Source organism: Caloranaerobacter ferrireducens, from assembly GCF_001730685.1.
Lineage (GTDB): Bacteria > Bacillota > Clostridia > Tissierellales > Thermohalobacteraceae > Caloranaerobacter > Caloranaerobacter ferrireducens.
This window is the reverse complement of record NZ_MDJR01000007.1, coordinates 18492-35046: the sequence shown is the minus strand read 5'-3', so window position 1 is coordinate 35046 and position 16555 is coordinate 18492. Positions and strand designations below refer to the sequence as shown.

The 16555-nt window shown below is 28.7% G+C and carries 18 protein-coding genes; 1 reads left to right on the top strand and 17 read right to left on the bottom strand.

Going from position 1 to position 16555, the window contains the following annotated elements; translation table 11 throughout:
* Positions 1-3: 3 nt before the first annotated feature.
* The 14 genes from BFN48_RS10085 to cwlD form a co-directional block, all read right to left on the bottom strand.
* Positions 4-1857, bottom strand: coding sequence for a tetratricopeptide repeat protein (locus tag BFN48_RS10085; protein ID WP_069650783.1), 1854 nt, complete (start codon positions 1855-1857; stop codon positions 4-6).
* A gap of 291 nt (positions 1858-2148) precedes the next feature.
* Entirely contained in the window at positions 2149-2607 is a 459-nt protein-coding gene (locus BFN48_RS10080) for a hypothetical protein (protein ID WP_069650782.1), read from the bottom strand.
* Positions 2579-2893, bottom strand: a complete 315-nt coding sequence (locus BFN48_RS10075; protein WP_069650781.1) for a hypothetical protein — start codon at positions 2891-2893, stop codon at positions 2579-2581. Before BFN48_RS10075 ends, BFN48_RS10080 begins: the two co-directional genes overlap by 29 nt.
* Before the next feature lie 156 nt (positions 2894-3049).
* The gene (locus BFN48_RS10070) at positions 3050-3658 is read right to left on the bottom strand and encodes a YIP1 family protein (protein WP_069650780.1); all 609 of its coding nucleotides are present in this window, start codon (positions 3656-3658) and stop codon (positions 3050-3052) included.
* A gap of 301 nt (positions 3659-3959) precedes the next feature.
* Positions 3960-4454 carry a DNA-deoxyinosine glycosylase gene (locus BFN48_RS10065; protein ID WP_069650779.1) on the bottom strand — a complete coding sequence of 165 codons (495 nt, stop codon included), beginning with the start codon at positions 4452-4454 and terminating at the stop codon, positions 3960-3962.
* Positions 4455-4577: 123 nt separating this feature from the next.
* Positions 4578-5045: an endolytic transglycosylase MltG gene (locus BFN48_RS10060; RefSeq protein ID WP_069650778.1), complete on the bottom strand. Its 468-nt coding sequence runs from the start codon at positions 5043-5045 to the stop codon at positions 4578-4580.
* A 318-nt stretch (positions 5046-5363) separates the two neighbouring features.
* On the bottom strand, positions 5364-6470 hold the full coding sequence (locus tag BFN48_RS10055; protein ID WP_069650777.1) for a mechanosensitive ion channel family protein: 1107 nt from the start codon (positions 6468-6470) through the stop codon (positions 5364-5366).
* A 34-nt stretch (positions 6471-6504) separates the two neighbouring features.
* Entirely contained in the window at positions 6505-7428 is a 924-nt protein-coding gene (locus tag BFN48_RS10050) for a pseudouridine-5'-phosphate glycosidase (RefSeq protein ID WP_069650776.1), read from the bottom strand.
* Positions 7429-7514: 86 nt separating this feature from the next.
* Complete coding sequence (locus tag BFN48_RS10045) at positions 7515-8219, bottom strand: amino acid ABC transporter ATP-binding protein (protein WP_069650775.1); 705 nt, start codon at positions 8217-8219, stop codon at positions 7515-7517.
* A gap of 11 nt (positions 8220-8230) precedes the next feature.
* Positions 8231-8872: an amino acid ABC transporter permease gene (locus tag BFN48_RS10040; protein ID WP_069650774.1), complete on the bottom strand. Its 642-nt coding sequence runs from the start codon at positions 8870-8872 to the stop codon at positions 8231-8233.
* Positions 8873-8886: 14 nt separating this feature from the next.
* Positions 8887-9690, bottom strand: a complete 804-nt coding sequence (locus tag BFN48_RS10035) for an amino acid ABC transporter substrate-binding protein (RefSeq protein ID WP_069650773.1) — start codon at positions 9688-9690, stop codon at positions 8887-8889.
* 129 nt (positions 9691-9819) lie between these two features.
* A complete protein-coding gene (locus BFN48_RS10030; protein ID WP_069650772.1) occupies positions 9820-10926 on the bottom strand; it encodes an amidase domain-containing protein in 1107 nt (368 codons plus the stop codon).
* Positions 10927-11179: 253 nt separating this feature from the next.
* Positions 11180-12592 (bottom strand): AmmeMemoRadiSam system protein A, encoded by a 1413-nt coding sequence (gene amrA / locus BFN48_RS10025; protein WP_069650771.1) that lies wholly within the window; start codon positions 12590-12592, stop codon positions 11180-11182.
* A gap of 203 nt (positions 12593-12795) precedes the next feature.
* Entirely contained in the window at positions 12796-13512 is a 717-nt protein-coding gene (gene cwlD, locus BFN48_RS10020) for an N-acetylmuramoyl-L-alanine amidase CwlD (protein WP_069650770.1), read from the bottom strand.
* A 176-nt stretch (positions 13513-13688) separates the two neighbouring features.
* Between cwlD and BFN48_RS10015 the strand changes: the two genes are divergently transcribed.
* Positions 13689-14792: an aminopeptidase gene (locus BFN48_RS10015; protein ID WP_069650769.1), complete on the top strand. Its 1104-nt coding sequence runs from the start codon at positions 13689-13691 to the stop codon at positions 14790-14792.
* A 45-nt stretch (positions 14793-14837) separates the two neighbouring features.
* Here BFN48_RS10015 and rpsI read toward each other — a convergent pair whose 3' ends face one another.
* From rpsI to truA, 3 genes are all read right to left on the bottom strand, one after another.
* A complete protein-coding gene (gene rpsI / locus BFN48_RS10010) occupies positions 14838-15230 on the bottom strand; it encodes a 30S ribosomal protein S9 (RefSeq protein ID WP_069650768.1) in 393 nt (130 codons plus the stop codon).
* A gap of 24 nt (positions 15231-15254) precedes the next feature.
* Positions 15255-15683, bottom strand: coding sequence for a 50S ribosomal protein L13 (gene rplM / locus BFN48_RS10005; RefSeq protein ID WP_035162278.1), 429 nt, complete (start codon positions 15681-15683; stop codon positions 15255-15257).
* A 126-nt stretch (positions 15684-15809) separates the two neighbouring features.
* The gene (gene truA, locus BFN48_RS10000) at positions 15810-16544 is read right to left on the bottom strand and encodes a tRNA pseudouridine(38-40) synthase TruA (RefSeq protein WP_069650767.1); all 735 of its coding nucleotides are present in this window, start codon (positions 16542-16544) and stop codon (positions 15810-15812) included.
* Between the last annotated feature and the right edge of the window lie 11 nt (positions 16545-16555).

The window sequence follows — 16555 nt, the reverse complement described above, 5'->3', positions numbered from 1 at the left end:
ATTTTAGAACGGAATTTCACTTTTCTCCATACATTCCTCTATTGCAGCATCTGATATTTCTGAAGCTGTTGAGCTTACAAATTGTTCTTCATTTAGAAGTTTAAATGTTTTTATAGCTTTATCGTATTCATTAAGTTTCATATATGCATATCCTAGCAGTATTATTGATTGTTCTTTATTTTTGTTATGTCTATCTCTAACTGGTTCTTGCAAATATTTAACTACTTTATCATAATTATTCATAAGATATAATGCTAAAGATAAAGTATTGGCTATATACGACTTAATATTTTTATTGCAATACTGCTTGATTATATCTACTGCTTTATTATAATCTCCACGAGAAATATAGACTCTAGCTAGTTTTTCTGCTACATAATCTTTAGATTTTCTCTCATTATAGTCATTCCATTTAACTGATAAACTAGATTTTAAATATTGTTCAGCTACTGTTAAAAACTTCAATTTTGTGACTTCATTATATCTTGAATTATTTTTAATAACCCAATAAAAATCTAAATTTATAATTCCTAATCTATAAAGCTTATCAACAGCGTTACAAACCCATTTTTTGCTCACTTTATTAATTTCATTTACATTTCTAATATCTATATCGTTTTCTAATTCTACATTCCAACATTTAATAAAATAATCTTGAGATTTTTTTAAATTATCAACAACATAATCACTAAATGTTAATTCTAAATAATCTGAATTGTCTGTAACTAATGAATAATAAACACTTTTCCAATATTTCTTTACACTAAACTTATCATAATAAGCTTTTCCTAAGTGATATATTGATTTTATATATTCTTTTCTACACCTGCTTTTTTCAAATGATTCTCTAGGAATAAAAGTATCTAATCTCTCCCAATTAATAACAGCTGCTTTAAGTTCCTCTATCCCCTCATCACGTTTTTTATCAACTTGTTGTATATCACTATCTGCTACTCCATAAAGCAATTGCTTAGGTAATTTTTCTGTTAATAAATAACCTTTCCTATAATGATCTTTAATTCGCGTATCATCTATCATTAATGCTTTATCTATATATTCAATAGCTTTATTTATTTCGTCAATTACATTTCCATCTCTACGACCTCTAGCTCGAGTTAGTTCTATAACATTGTGATAATATAGATATCCTAAATTTGATAGATAAGCTGGATTGTCAGGGTTAAGTTCTATACATCTTTTTCTGATTAATTCAGCTTCTTTTCTATACTTAGCTTTTTCTTTAAGATATTTTTCTCTTTCTACCCTATCTCTAGGTACATCGCCTATCTGTGCTAATTTTGCGCATGCAAATGATATACTATTTAAAATTTCTGGATCATTCCAAATATCATTAAATTTATTTTTTATTTGGTCTATAGGTTCAAATAGTTTATATATACCTAACCAATCATTCTTTCGTTCTAACTCCTCAAGCCTCTCTATGTTACTTCTTGATTTTCTTGTATATAAATTGTATTTTCCATATATGATTTCATCTAACTGGTCATCTGTAATAATTGATACTAAAGGTAAAAGTTCTTCTCTTCTTATACGCCCCTCTCTTACTGCAATGTGCCAAGCACGAGCATTGGCTTCTTTTGAAGTAACATTTAATTCTTCAATAATATCGAATTTTATAATTATGCGTCCATTAACAATATCTATATCTTTTATCTTTAATTCTTTAATATTGTTTTGTCCATACTTTTTTGGTGCAAAACTTGCTAAACACTGATTTATGCCATCTTTATTAATAAATAGAATACCTTCGTTAATTTCAATTATAGGTTTTAACCTATAATTTACTATTCCTTTTTCTAAATCATCCTCATTAAAAAATTTAATAAATAAGTTCAAGCTATCCCCTCATTTCATTTTTAATTTTTAATATTATCTCTATAATCCCATTTATTTTAAAAGGTATATTTTGCATTTTTAAATTTATATTACAGAGTTTCTTTTATAATCCTGTCTCTAATTCTAATATATACTAATGACATTATTAAACTATTCCTTCTTTTGTACAAACTTTGTTAAGATTAATAGGAAGTTTATGATACAAAAAAACTTCGGACCACATGTCCAAAGTTATGATTTTATTAAATATTTAACTTTTATATACGCTTTTGTTAAGTTATTAAAAATTTCTTACCTCTTTATTTCTGTTTTGTCTACCTCTTTTGCAGTTATTGTTATTGTATTATCTTTTATTTCTTTGTTTATTGTAAATTTTACAGCTAAATCTTCGTCTAAATACTCTGCTCGTATTACTGTTATTATTTTATCTTTATCTTCTTCAGTGTATCCTATATAGCTACAATTTAATTTTTTAGAATCACTCCAATTTTCATTATAATTATCTGCTAAATATATTGCTGATATTTGATGATAATTAGATTTTATAAAATAATCTTTTTCATCAAATAAAAACTTACTATTTTCTTCTTTAACTCTTATAGTTATGAATACTTCTCTATAAATTTTAAATGTACCATCTCTTTTTCTTCTTATTAAATTTGTTAATATAGACACATTAAATTTTTTATCTTTTTTTGATATTAATTGAGTATCATATTCATTACCTTTGTGATATATAATATGGTTCAAATTTGTATATATCTCCATTTATATTTATTTTTAAATTATCAAAAGTCTCTTTTGAATCCTGTAATATATATTTTGCTATTACTTCTGGTACTTGTTTAGTTTCTGTTGTTTCGTAATAGTTTTTTAAAACTTCTTCTCTATTTTCCATACTTTTTTCTTTGATTTTATTTGCTATTTGGTCAATTTTCCCCTCTAAATTTTTCTCCAATTCCTTATATTTTACTTTTGAACATCCTGTCATTAAAAGCATAAACATTGATACTAAAATTAATATTTTCCTTTTCATTTCCACTCCCCTTCTAATAAAAAAATTAGATAATCCTTTGACTTTTTTGTAGTTATATGTCAAGTCCAAAGTTATACTTTTTATATTTATGAATCTTTTTTAATCAATCTATCTAATATTAAAGAATATTTTTGATTTCCCTTCTTATTATTAATTTCACCTTATAAATATAAGCATAAGAACTGCCGTCGGAATAAATGAAACTACAGTAACAATACTACTCTTTAACCATCCAATTTTTTCTGAAATATTAATGCCAATTATGGTAATTATCATAGGCCATATTACCCCTATTATTTGGCGTATTAAATCAATCCATGATGGCATTATTTTGAACCCCCCTAAAGGAGTTGCTCGCATATCTGGAAAAAATATAATTAGCATAGTCTCAGGAATCCACATTGTGATCAATGTTGGTAAAACCGAAGCAATGCAGTAAATCACAAAATTGTTTTCAAATGAACCAATTCCGTGAAACATAATAGAAAGCAGCCTACTCACGCCAGCAAAAACAATTGCTATTAAGAAAAAAATAGGTATAGTAAAAAAAGTTTCCCACAAATAATACTCTTCAGCAGGAATTGATAGAAATGGTTCTACAACTGCTCCAAATCCTCTTATATAACCAACATATACAGTAATTGTGTATAAACCCCCTAATAACAACAAGAATACGATTCCATATGTAATTTTATATTCATCATTTATTAATTGCTCAATATACTTTTTAGTGTTATATACTGGAATAGTTAAATATTTGAACATAAGTCGATTCTCCTTATACTTAATCATCCTCACTAAAAAATTTAATAAATAAGTTTAAGTGATTTCCCAATTTCATTTTTAATCTTTGATATAACCTCTATTTACAATGTATATATTTACATTTTTAATTATATTCTAGAGTTTATTTCATAATCCTGCCTCTAATTCTAACATATGTGAATGATAGTATTAAACTACTCCTTACTTGGTGCAAACTTTGTTAAGATTTAACTAACAAAAAAACAGTAAGCGATAGCTCACCGTTTTTTTATAATAATCTATTATTTTTTTATATAACAAACTATTCTTCTAAACATTCTTTTACCTTCATCCAATATTTCAATTTTTCATCAAAAGAAATAGCCCTAGCTGGACTAGTTGATGGTAGCCTAAATAATTGTTTTTCTTTTACCAGTTCTTTATCAACTTTTCTTTTAAAAATCTCTTCTGCTTTAGAACCATTAAAAAATATAAACTTTATATTAGGATATCTTAAAAAAAGTGACTTAAAATCATTGATTTCTGGTATTTTTATATTAGAATCTAAACTTCCTTCTCTATAACAAGACTTAACTACATCCCATAAAGCTATTTTATGAGTTAATAAAAACTTTACTCTTTTATCATAATCTTCTTCTACTTTTTCATTAAACATCGTATATATTATTTTCCAAAACTGATTTCTTGGATGTCCATAATACTGATTTTTTTCTAATGATTTCACTCCTGGTATCGAACCTAATATTAAAACTTTACAATTTTCATCAACTATTGGTCCAAAAGAATGTATATACATATTTTCACCTACTTATAGCAAATATATTTATTTCTTTACTAACAACATTTCCATCTATTATTATAACTATTCTAATTTAAAATTTAAGCCAAAGGCAAGTACCCTTGGCTTTTCATGTATTTCTCATTTAATTCCTGTAAGTATATCTATTATAGTTTCATAATCCATGTCCTTTTTTAATTCAAATACTCCATACTTAAAGCGTCTTTCAGCTTTCTTTAAAAATACAACTTTAGCAAATTCATCTTTATCTGCTATTAAACCTTCTTTAAATAATCTTTCTACTACACTTTCACTAGTTTCTCCCTTTTTTATTTCAAATAATACTATATCTTTTTCCTCTTTAACTTCTTCTTTCTCTTTCGTTTTGTTTGAAGTATCCTTATTCTCTTCATTTTTAGACTGATTCTTTTCTATAATTTCTTTTATATCTACCATACCTAATTCTCTAGCTCTTCTTTTTATTTCTTCATCAGTATAGTCTATATATTTTACATTAGGTTTAGCTGCCATAATTATACCTGCTGAAATAAACATGACCCCTGCTAAAAACAATAATATTGGCACTAGTTTTTTATCTAAAACACCCATAACTAATCCTCCTGAACAGTTGAATTTTAAATGTTAAATGCTAAATATATATCCGTACCTTTACTGTTTCTAATGACCATCAACTGTCAATTATATATTAATTCTACATTTTACATTTTCAATTTTAAATTTCTTTTTTCTGTCTCCTATTCCCTGTCAACTCAAAGTTTGGAACAAAATCTTCGATTTAATTTATAAGGTAGATTTTGTTGAAATCCATAAACGGAAATTATATTTAAAATTATCCACAACTTAATTAGGTTTATAATTTCCTATGGATTATAAAAAATTTATAATTTTTTACTTTATCAACAAACCCTACATTTCCCCCTTTAATTGTTCTGTTTTTAAAGCATTTTCAAAATATATACTTGTACTTGGAAAAGCTACTTCTACTCCTTCTTCTTCTAATATTTTCATTATCTTAAAGTTAATATCCTGTTTAATATCTAAATATCTTGCCCACTCTGATGTATTAGTAAAGAAGTATAGTAAAATATCCAAACTACTATCATTAAACCCATCAAATTTAACAAATATTGTGTCTTTATCTACCCCTGGATGGTTTTTTAACATTTCTTCTATTCTATTTATACATTTTTCTAATTTTTCTCTTGGGGTACTATATGTAACCCCTAGCTTAAAAGTAATACGTCTTATACCTCTTCTTGAATTATTGATTATCGGCTGTCCAACAAGCATTGAATTTGGAACTGTTACTATTGCTTTATCGAATGTTCTAATTTTAGTACTTCTAAAACTAATATCTTCTACAACACCCTCTATATCTGATGACGTTATCCAATCACCAATATCAAATGGTTTGTCCATAATGATAACAATTCCACCAAAAATATTTGACAGAAAATCCTTAGCAGCCATAGCTACTGCCAAACCACCTATACCTAAACCAGCTATAAATCCACTAACATCATAATCAAATTCTTCAGCTACTATCCCTAATGTAAGCACTATTGTTATCACTCTCATTATCTTAGAGAAGAAAGGTTTTAATACTTTGCTAGTTTTTAAATTGAATTTATCTCCCATTAATTCGAATAGTATTGAATATGTGCCTTCTAAGTTATAAAATCCCCATGCAATAATTATTACTATTGAAGAACGGAATAGTTTTGAAATAAACTGTTCAGTTGAAAAACTCAAAGGAAATAACTTAAGTGCAAAATAAGTACCTAATATAACTATAAATGCCCTTAACGGACTGCTAAAAGCTTTAACTAAATCATCATCAATTTCTGACTTAGTCTTACTTGTGAACTTTAAAGCTATTCTCAAAAAGTATTTTGCAAAAACATTTCTCATTATTATAGTAAATAAAAATATAAATATAGCTATTCCTAATTTTTGAATTGGCATGTCTAAAACTACCATACCGAATTCTTTAAATACTGCTACATAATTCATAAAAATCACCCCTAAAGCAGGTCATTTATTATACTTATCCCTTGTATAATTTGCTTAGCTCAACAGCAAGTTTTGAACCAACTACTGCATTATTATAAACTAGCTGAATGTTAGATTCTAAACTTTTTCCTTCAGTAATCTGTTTTATTTTAGATAGTAAAAATGGTGTTATGTCCTTTCCCTTTATTCCTTTTTCATTTGCTTCAATAATAGCATCATCTATTGCTTTATTTATTATATCATAATCCATTTCATATTCTTCAGGTATTGGGTTGCCAACGACTAAACCACCTTCTAGATTTAAATCCCATTTTGCCTTAATAATTTTTGCTAATTCACCTACAGAATCTACTCTATAGTCAACTTTAAATCCGCTTTTTCTAGTATAAAAAGCTGGGAATTCATTTGTCTTATATCCTACTACAGGCACTCCATGAGTTTCTAAATATTCCAAAGTTAAACCTATATCTAATATAGATTTCGCTCCAGCACAAACCACTGCTACATTTGTCTTCGCAAGCTCCATAAGGTCAGCAGAAATATCAAATGTTTCCTGTGCTCCTCTATGGACTCCTCCAATTCCTCCTGTAACAAATACTCTTATACCTGCAAATGCAGAAATTATCATAGTTGAAGCTACTGTTGTAGCTCCATCAAGCTTCTTTGCTATTATAAAAGGTATATCTCTTCTGCTTACTTTCAATACATTTTTTGCTTTCCCCATGTATTCAATCTCTTCTTCATTTAAACCTACTTTTAATTTCCCTTTTATTATCCCAATAGTTGCAGGAATAGCTCCATTTTGCCTTACTATTTCTTCTACCTTCTTTGCAGTCTCAACATTCTGAGGATAAGGCATACCATGAGATATTATAGTAGATTCTAATGCAACAACAGGTTTTCCTTCTTTTATTGCTTTTTCCACTTCAGGATGTATTTCTAAATATCTATCTATCATAAATTCAACTCCTTTACTTCTCTTTAATGATATTATATCAGAAATATTTACATACAAAAAACTTCGGGTTTTCCCCGAAGTCATATTTATATCATTCTACTCAAAAACGACCTTATTCTAGGATGCTCAGGATTTTCAAATATTTTCTTAGAATCACCTTCTTCAATGATCTCTCCTTCGTCCATAAATATTACTCTATCTGAAACTTCTTTTGCAAATCTCATCTCGTGTGTCACTATAAGCATAGTCATATGTTCCTTGGCAAGTTCCTTAATTACATTTAGAACTTCTCCTACAAGCTCTGGGTCTAAAGCCGAAGTTGGTTCATCAAATAACATTATTTCAGGTTCCATTGCCAATGCCCTAGCAATTGCAACTCTCTGTTTTTGTCCACCTGAAAGCTGAGACGGATAATAATCTTGTTTATCAAGTAAACCTACTTTTGAAAGCAGTTCTTTCCCTAATTTTATTGCTTTATCTTTATTGATTTTTTTTACTATAATAGGAGCTTCAATAATATTTTCAAGTGCAGTTTTATGAGGAAATAAATTAAAATTTTGAAAAACCATACCTATCTTTTTATATCCATTTTTAGTAATTGGTACACCATCAATTTCTATATATCCAGAATCTATTTCCTCTAGCTGACTTATACATCTTAAAAGAGTACTTTTCCCAGAACCCGAAGGACCTATTATTGATATTACTTCTCCTTTATTTACATTAAAAGATATATTTTTTAATACTTTAAGGTCTTTAAAACTCTTGTTCACATTAACTACTCTTATCATAATACTCTCTCCTAATCAGATATAGAATATCTATCTTCAATTTTTCTAAATATGGCTACAATTACAGAACTTATTCCCAAATAAAGTAATGCAGCTATAATAAATGGGGTTATTGTAAAATCCCTCGTAAGTACTTCTTTAGCTGCTCTTAACAAGTCACCCATACCTATAGCCGCCACTAGTGCAGTATCTTTTACAAGATTTATAGCTTCATTACAAGTTGGTGGAATAACTCTTCTTACAGCTTGAGGAATTATAATTCTAGTCATAGTTTGCCTATAATTCATTCCAAGCGATTTAGCTGCTTCAAATTGACCTTTATCTATTGATTCAATTCCAGCTCTAAATATTTCTGTTAAATATGCTGAATAATTTAATACAAAAGTAAGAGCAGCTGCCGTAAAAGGCATCAAAGAAATACCTATTACAGGCAGCCCATAATACACAAAGAATAATTGTAAAAGCAAAGGAGTACCTCTAAATATCCATGTATATAGACCTATTACTTTTGATAAAATACTATATCTCGATATTTTAAACACAGCCAATAAAATCCCTAAAGGCACACACAACATAGCTGTTACAATATACAAATTAAAAGTTGTTATAGCACCTCTTAGTATAAATCTTGTAACATCTAAAATATATGTCATTTTCTATTCTCTCCCTATTTAATAACTATATCTTCACCAAACCATTTCTTAGATATTTCAGCAGCTGTTCCGTCCTTTTTCATTTCATCAAGTACTCTGTCTAATTCTTCTCTGAATGAAACATCTTCTTTCCTTATTCCAACTGCATATGATTCATCTCCAAGATTTTCTTCAAGTATTCTGTATTCATCTTGTTTTTTAGCTATATAGTATCTTCCAACTATTTCATCTATAACAACTGCATCAATTCTTTTTGCCTTTAAATCTAATAATGCTTCAATATTATTTGAATATTTCCTTACATTCTTTAAAGTTTCAACTAAAGTTTTATCTGAATTTAAAGCTTGCTCGCTACTGCTTCCAAGTTGAACACCTACTACTTTTCCTATTAAATCATCTTTGCTATTTATAGCTGAATCATTATTAACAATTATAATCTGTCTATTTGAAAGATAAACCTTTGAAAAGCTAATCTGCTTTTTCCTTTCATCTGTTACTGTTAAACCATTCCAGATTAAATCAATATCTTTCTTTTTAAGACTTAATATTACTCCATCCCAATCTACTGGCTTGAATTTAACTTCTACACCCATTCTTTTTGCTGCTTCCTTCGCCATATCTATATCAAATCCTACAATTTCACCTGACTTGTCCCTAAAACCCATTGGAGGGAAATTATCATCAAGGCCAACAACAAAATATCCCTTTTTCTTAATTTCTTCTAATGATTGGTCTTCTGTATTTTTTTGACCACAACCTGTGAAAGATAAAGATAATAAAATAAGTGCTAAAATTAGTAATGCGTAACTTTTCTTCATTTGTATCTCCTCCTTAAGTTTATATTTGATGATAATACAAATTATACTTTATTGCTTTACAAAAGTAAAGTAGTAAAGATAAAGAAGTAATCTTTTTATTATTTTGAATTTTCTGTGTGTTTCTATAGATTAATAATGAACACGAACTAACCAAAATCTTATACCTTTGTCGCTCCAGCCTAAATCCCATGGTACTCTGTATCTATCTGTATTATGACAATTTACCAGTGGATAACCTTTAGAATCTGCACCTGTAACAACAGAGATATGAGTTACCTTTCCTTTTCTACCATAAGCTATAAAATCACCAGGAAGTAGTTTGTAAGCAGCTTTATAAACTTTTTCATAACTACCATAAGCTATTAATGAAGCTCTACCACTGTACAGCATATAATCTTTAAATGCATGTGCGTTAACCCAAGCTTTACTGCCACCTTTATTATAATTCCACGTATAAGTCTTTCTGAATTTTCCTCCTTCAAACAAAATTTGAGATGCAAAGTTTGCACAATCGCCTCCTCTAGAATTATAATTTATATATTTGCTGTTATATCTATAGCCTGTTTTTTCAGATCCAGCTGCTCCACAGTACTTATCTGCATATTCAACTGCTGATTTCCTTCGCTTACTTATTTTAGATAAATCTCTAGGTTTATGCGATAATATATAAGTTTTTATCTCTTCTGTCTTAATATCATCTAATTTTAGTGAATCTGCAAATGGATCAGTATACCATTCTCTTGTAATAAACCATTCATCCTCTTCACCCTTAACAATATCCAATGAATGATATGTCCCTATTCTAAATAAATTTATATTACTTTCATTTTCATAAACGTATTTATATTCAGTAGATACCATTAAATTAATATAAAACCCTTGTCCCTTTTCTCTCACTTTTCTAATTATAGTTTTTGGCTTTATACTTATAAACTTCACTCCCTGCTTATCAGCCCATTTATGTAAATATTTCATTCTTTTAAGTTCATGTTCAAAAGCCCATCTACCATATTTTGTCGATGTATTATAAAGCATCGACAGCAAACTTTCATCTTGTTTTAAAATAGCTTGACTTCTTAAGTTGAAAATTTTCTCAATTTCATGAGTAATCTCTTTATCAATAAATATTGGTATATGTCTTAAAAACAAAAATTTAACCGCTATTAAAAATACAATTATTATAACTAATATCAATATAGCTAAATATAACTTCTTTTTTGAAATGATTATAAACATAAATATAACCCCCGTTATTCCTTCATTCTATAAGATTATATGATAAAAGAATGTAATATAACACAAAAGCGGCCATAGGCCGCTTCTAAATTATCCACTATTTTTATCCACATTATCAACAGTATCCACATATAGTGGTGGATAACTTATGTAAACTTATAAATACCATATTTACTTAGTTTAACAATGTTTAACTTTACATAATAATTTTTTTCCACAATACACAATTTATCCACATGTAATTATTAACAATCTATCCACAATGCCTTATAACTTCAAATCGTTCTAAAATATATCCTTCATCAGGTCTTATGCCTGCTTTTCTTAAGGCTATTAGTACCTGCTCTTCTGGACTATCCACACCTTCTAAATCTGGTAGAAGAACTCCCATCTTATATCCTTTTCTTACAATAACACCGTATTTTTTAATATCTAATTTTTCTATTGTATCTATTTCTTCTGGCTCCTTAATAATATCAACAGAATATTTTAACCTTTCAAGTTCATCTTCTTCTACAGGATAGAAACGTGGATCTTCAGTACCTGCTTTAATTGCATTTCTTATAATCTCTTTTGCTATATTTTCTTCAGTTGGAGCTATAGTACCTATACATCCTCTTAATTTACCGTCTTTTTTTATTGATACAAAAACTCCTGCTTTGTTCATAATCATTTCATTATTAATATCAGCAGGCATATCCATAACTTTACCATTCTTAATAAAATACTCTAGACTTTCTCTTGCCAATCTTACATATTCATCTTCATTTTCTCTTATTCTTTGCATTTTCTCTTTTTCATGCTTAATAAGTTTGTCAAGTAGCATATTATCTTTAGAGGTTCCTTCAATCTCTGTATAGCTTACACAATAACCAACACCAAAAGGATATTCGTATGAAATTACTTCTGATATAGTTTTATATCCATCTAATAAACCACACATTATCATAATTGAACGAAGACCACACTCTCCAGCTATTTCTGCGAAATTAAAATCTATCTTCATTAATCCTTCTCTATCTCCAGCTTCTAATAACTTTACTATCATTTCATCGAAATCTTTACCTCTTGCATTGTAACCACTAGGAGCATCTTTTGTTAATTTATGAGATAAATCACCACTAGCTATAAATACTATATTTTCTTTACTTTCTTCAATGACTTGTTTTAATACCATCCCAAATTTATATAACTCAATAGGTAACAATAAACCGTAAGTTATATGTACTAGATTAAAATCAGAGTACTCTTTTTTTATAAAATATAATGGCACTAAAGCACCATGATCTAGTTTATAGTCAACATCATAGTCTGATGCAAACTCTTTATCAATTTTTGCACAAACAATATCTTTATAAGATGCTTTCTCTATAATATTATCCACAATTCTTTTATTGTTAACTATCTCAAAATATATTTCCTCACTCCCAAATTTCCTAAAATCTCCTACAAGTTTATCTTCATAAAGAATTGATATTGCATCAGTAAATAAAGGTCCATGTGGAGTAACAATAATTATAGTATCAGGCTTTTTTTTACTGATATCAGACGCTATCTGCTTCATACTACGAATAGTTTTTGCAGCTTTACTTTCCTGTCCTTTTCCTATTTCAGGTATTATAATTGGCGGATGAGGAAGTACGTATGCTCCTAATATTTTTCCCATTAGTATTCCTCCTTTTTTTATAATCCATAGGAAATTATATACCTTATTAAATTGTGAATAATTTTAAATATAATTTCCGTTTATGGATATAAGCAAAATCTTCCTTATAATTTATTCAAATCAAAGATTTTGTTCTTTTGAGACGTAGATTATATTTCATAAATGTTTTCCATAGAATAATAATACCCTTTAACTATATTATTTTATTCATTTTTCACTTCTTTAAAATATCTCATAATACCTATATATATTGCCCAAGCAATTTTTTCCTGATATTTACTATCACTTAAAAGTCTTTCTTCATTGGGGTTTGAAAGAAAACCACATTCTATTAACACAGAAGGAATGTTTACTTCTCTGAGTAAATATATATTATCTCTATCCTGTGGAACTCTCTTGTTGTTTTTATCTAGAACATTTCTTAATTCTTCTTGCAAAATCTCTGCTAATTTCTTACTGTCTTCACATCCTTTTTTGTAAAACGTTTGAGCTCCATAATATTTAGATTGTGGAAAACTATTTAAATGAATACTTATAAATATGTCTCCTTCACTTTCGTTTACAAATATCTTTCGATTTCTTAAATCCTCGTTCTTTTTCTGTCTATAGGTTTTCGATTTTTCTGTATATAATCCTTTATCTTCTTCTCTAGTTAGAATAGCTATTCCTCCTGTCTGTTCTATTAATCTCCTTAACTTGAGGGCTATTTGTAAGTTAATATCATCTTCTTTTTTTCCTAACTTACCAACTGCCCCTGGATCAATTCCTCCATGCCCTGGATCTATAATTATTACTTTGTCAGTAATAGGTAGATATAAAGATGTTGTTACGAAATTATTCGAATTTATATAAAAGATAAAACTTATTAATATTAAAAGAAATATAATTATCCATTCTTTTTTTATAATTATTAGCTTCATAGTATTCCTCCCGTTGAAATTCTCATTTAATAATATTTAAAAAGGCTTTGTCTATATTACAATACTTTTGTTTAATTAATAATAGTTTTCATAATTTATTAGTAAATCTGGTAATTTAAGAGGATGTTAGTAATTTTTGTAGAATATATACTAGGTAATCTGAAAGGGGGTATTTTATGGTTGATCCAAGATTAAGGAAAATGGCCAATGTATTGGTAAATTATTCATTACAGATCAAAAAGGGGGATATTTTTGTTATACAAGGTTCAGATTTAGCAATGCCTTTAATCAAAGAAGTTTATAGGGAAGCCTTAAGAGTAGGCGCTCACCCTGAAGTTTTTCTAAAACCTGCTGGAATAAATGAAATATTCTATAAGGAAGCAAACGAAGAGCAATTAAGCTATGTATCTCCACTGAAGTTAAATATGGTTAAAGTAATTGATGCTATTCTTAGCATAAGTGGTGAGTACAACACTAAAGAATTATCAGGTGTTAATCCAAAAAGAATGGCTTTAAGTGTTAAATCAAACAAAAAAATCAGCGACATTTTTCACAAAAGAGCTGATTCTGGAGAGTTAAGATGGTGTTTATGCCAATATCCTACTCATTCAAGTGCACAAGAAAGTAATATGTCATTAGATGAATATACAGAATTCATTTTTGATGCTTGCTTACTAAATGAAGATGACCCTATTAAAGCTTGGGAAAATGTTAAAAAGCATCATGAAAAGATAATTGACTATCTAAAAGATAAAGATTTTATTGAGATAAAATCTAAAGATACTCATTTAAAATTAAGAGTAGGAGGAAGAAAATGGATTAATTGTTGTGGAAATATTAATTTCCCTGACGGTGAAGTTTTTACAGCACCAATCGAAGATAGTGTTGAAGGGTATATTAGATTCAGTTTTCCTGGAATATATATGGGAAAAGAAATTGAAGATATACGTTTAACATTCAAAAAAGGTAAGGTTGTAAAAGCTGAAGCTACAAGAGGTGAAGACTTATTACATGCACTATTAGATACTGACGAAGGAGCAAGATACATAGGTGAATTTGCAATAGGCACTAACTATGGTATTAAAAAGTTTACTAGGAATATGCTTTTTGATGAAAAAATAGGTGGAACTATTCACTTAGCTTTAGGAAATGCATATGGAGAATCAGGTGGTAAAAATAAATCTGTTATCCATTGGGATATGCTATGTGATATGAAAGATGGTGGAGAAATTTATGCAGATGGTGAATTATTCTATAAGGATGGTAAGTTCTTAAAATAGCCAAAGAACATGAAAAAAACACTGGACACAAAGTCCAGTGTTTTTTTATCTCTTTGAGAATTGTGGAGCACGTCTTGCTTTCTTTAATCCGTATTTCTTTCTTTCCTTCATTCTTGGGTCTCTTCTTAACATTCCTGCTTTTTTAAGTATTGGTCTTAACTCTTCGTCAGCCTTAAGTAAAGCTCTAGCAATACCATGTCTTATAGCTCCAGCTTGACCAGTGAATCCGCCACCCTCTACTTTTACAATAACGTCATATTTTCCTAAAGTATCTGTTATAACTAATGGTTCTCTTACTATAACTTTTAATGTTTCATAATCAAAATACTCATCTATGCTTCTTTTATTTATTGTAATATTACCTTCACCAGGTACTAATCTTACCCTAGCAACAGAAGTCTTTCTTCTACCAGTTCCGTAGTATTGCACCTTAGCCACTTACAGTCCTCCTCTCCTTAAGCACTATATTTCGTAAACCTCAGGTTTTTGTGCTTGATGGTTGTGTTCTGAACCTCTATAAACTCTTAACTTTTTAATCATCTTTCTTCCTAATCTATTCTTTGGTAACATACCTTTAACAGCTAAGAATACTGCTTTCTCAGGATTTTCAGCCATTAATTTCTTATATGGAACTTCTCTTAAACCACCAGGATATCCTGTATGGTATCTGTAGTATTTTTGCTCTAATTTTTTACCAGTTAAAACTATTTTCTCTGCATTAATGATTATTACATGGTCACCAGTATCAACGTGTGGAGTGTATATTGGTTTATGCTTTCCTCTTAAGATTTTTGCTACTTCACTAGCTAATCTACCTAAAGTCTTACCTTCTGCATCTATTATATACCATTTTCTTTCAATTTCTTGTGGCTTAGCTAAAAAGCTTTTCAACCTTTTTCCCTCCCTATTTACCAAAATTGCTTTGAGATTTATATGAAAAATCCGGGGCTAGTGGATTTTCATTATTCTCACACTCTATATATTGTAATACAACGAGCCTTGCGTGTCAAGACACTACTAATAAATTACCTTTTCTAGATATAATCCTTGAGGCTGGGCTGTATGACCTGCTTTGTTCCTATCTTTTGATTCTATAATTTTAGGTATATCTTCTATTTTTTTCTTTCCACACCCTACCTCAATTAAAGTACCTACTATGATTCTTACCATATTATATAAAAAACCATTTCCTGTAACTCTAAACTCAATTAAATCTCCTTCTTCGACTATTTCTAATTTGTAAATAGTTCTGACTGTATCTTCTATACAGCTTCTAGATGACATAAATGCTCTAAAATCATGTGTTCCAATAAAGAATTTAGCACCTTCTTTAATCTTAGATAAATCTAAAGTATAAGGTATATGATATGAATAATCTCTCAAAAGAGGACTCCTTGTTTTACTGCTTAAAACTAAATACCTATACTCTTTTCCTTTAGCAGAATATCTTGCATGGAAACTTTCATCTACCTCAATAGATTCTTTTATAGATATATCAAATGGTAACACGCTATTTAATGCAAATTTGAACTTATCTGCAGGAATTTTAGAATTAGTATGAAAATTTGCTACCTGTCCTCTTGCATGTACTCCTTTGTCAGTTCTACCAGAACCTATTAATTTTACCTCTTCTTTTGTTATTTTTTTAATTGCCTTTTCAATTTCCTCTTGAATAGTTTTTAATTCTGGCTGCTTCTGCCACCCAAAATAATGAGTTCCATCATATTCAATAACTAATTTTATGTTCCTCATTGAACATACCA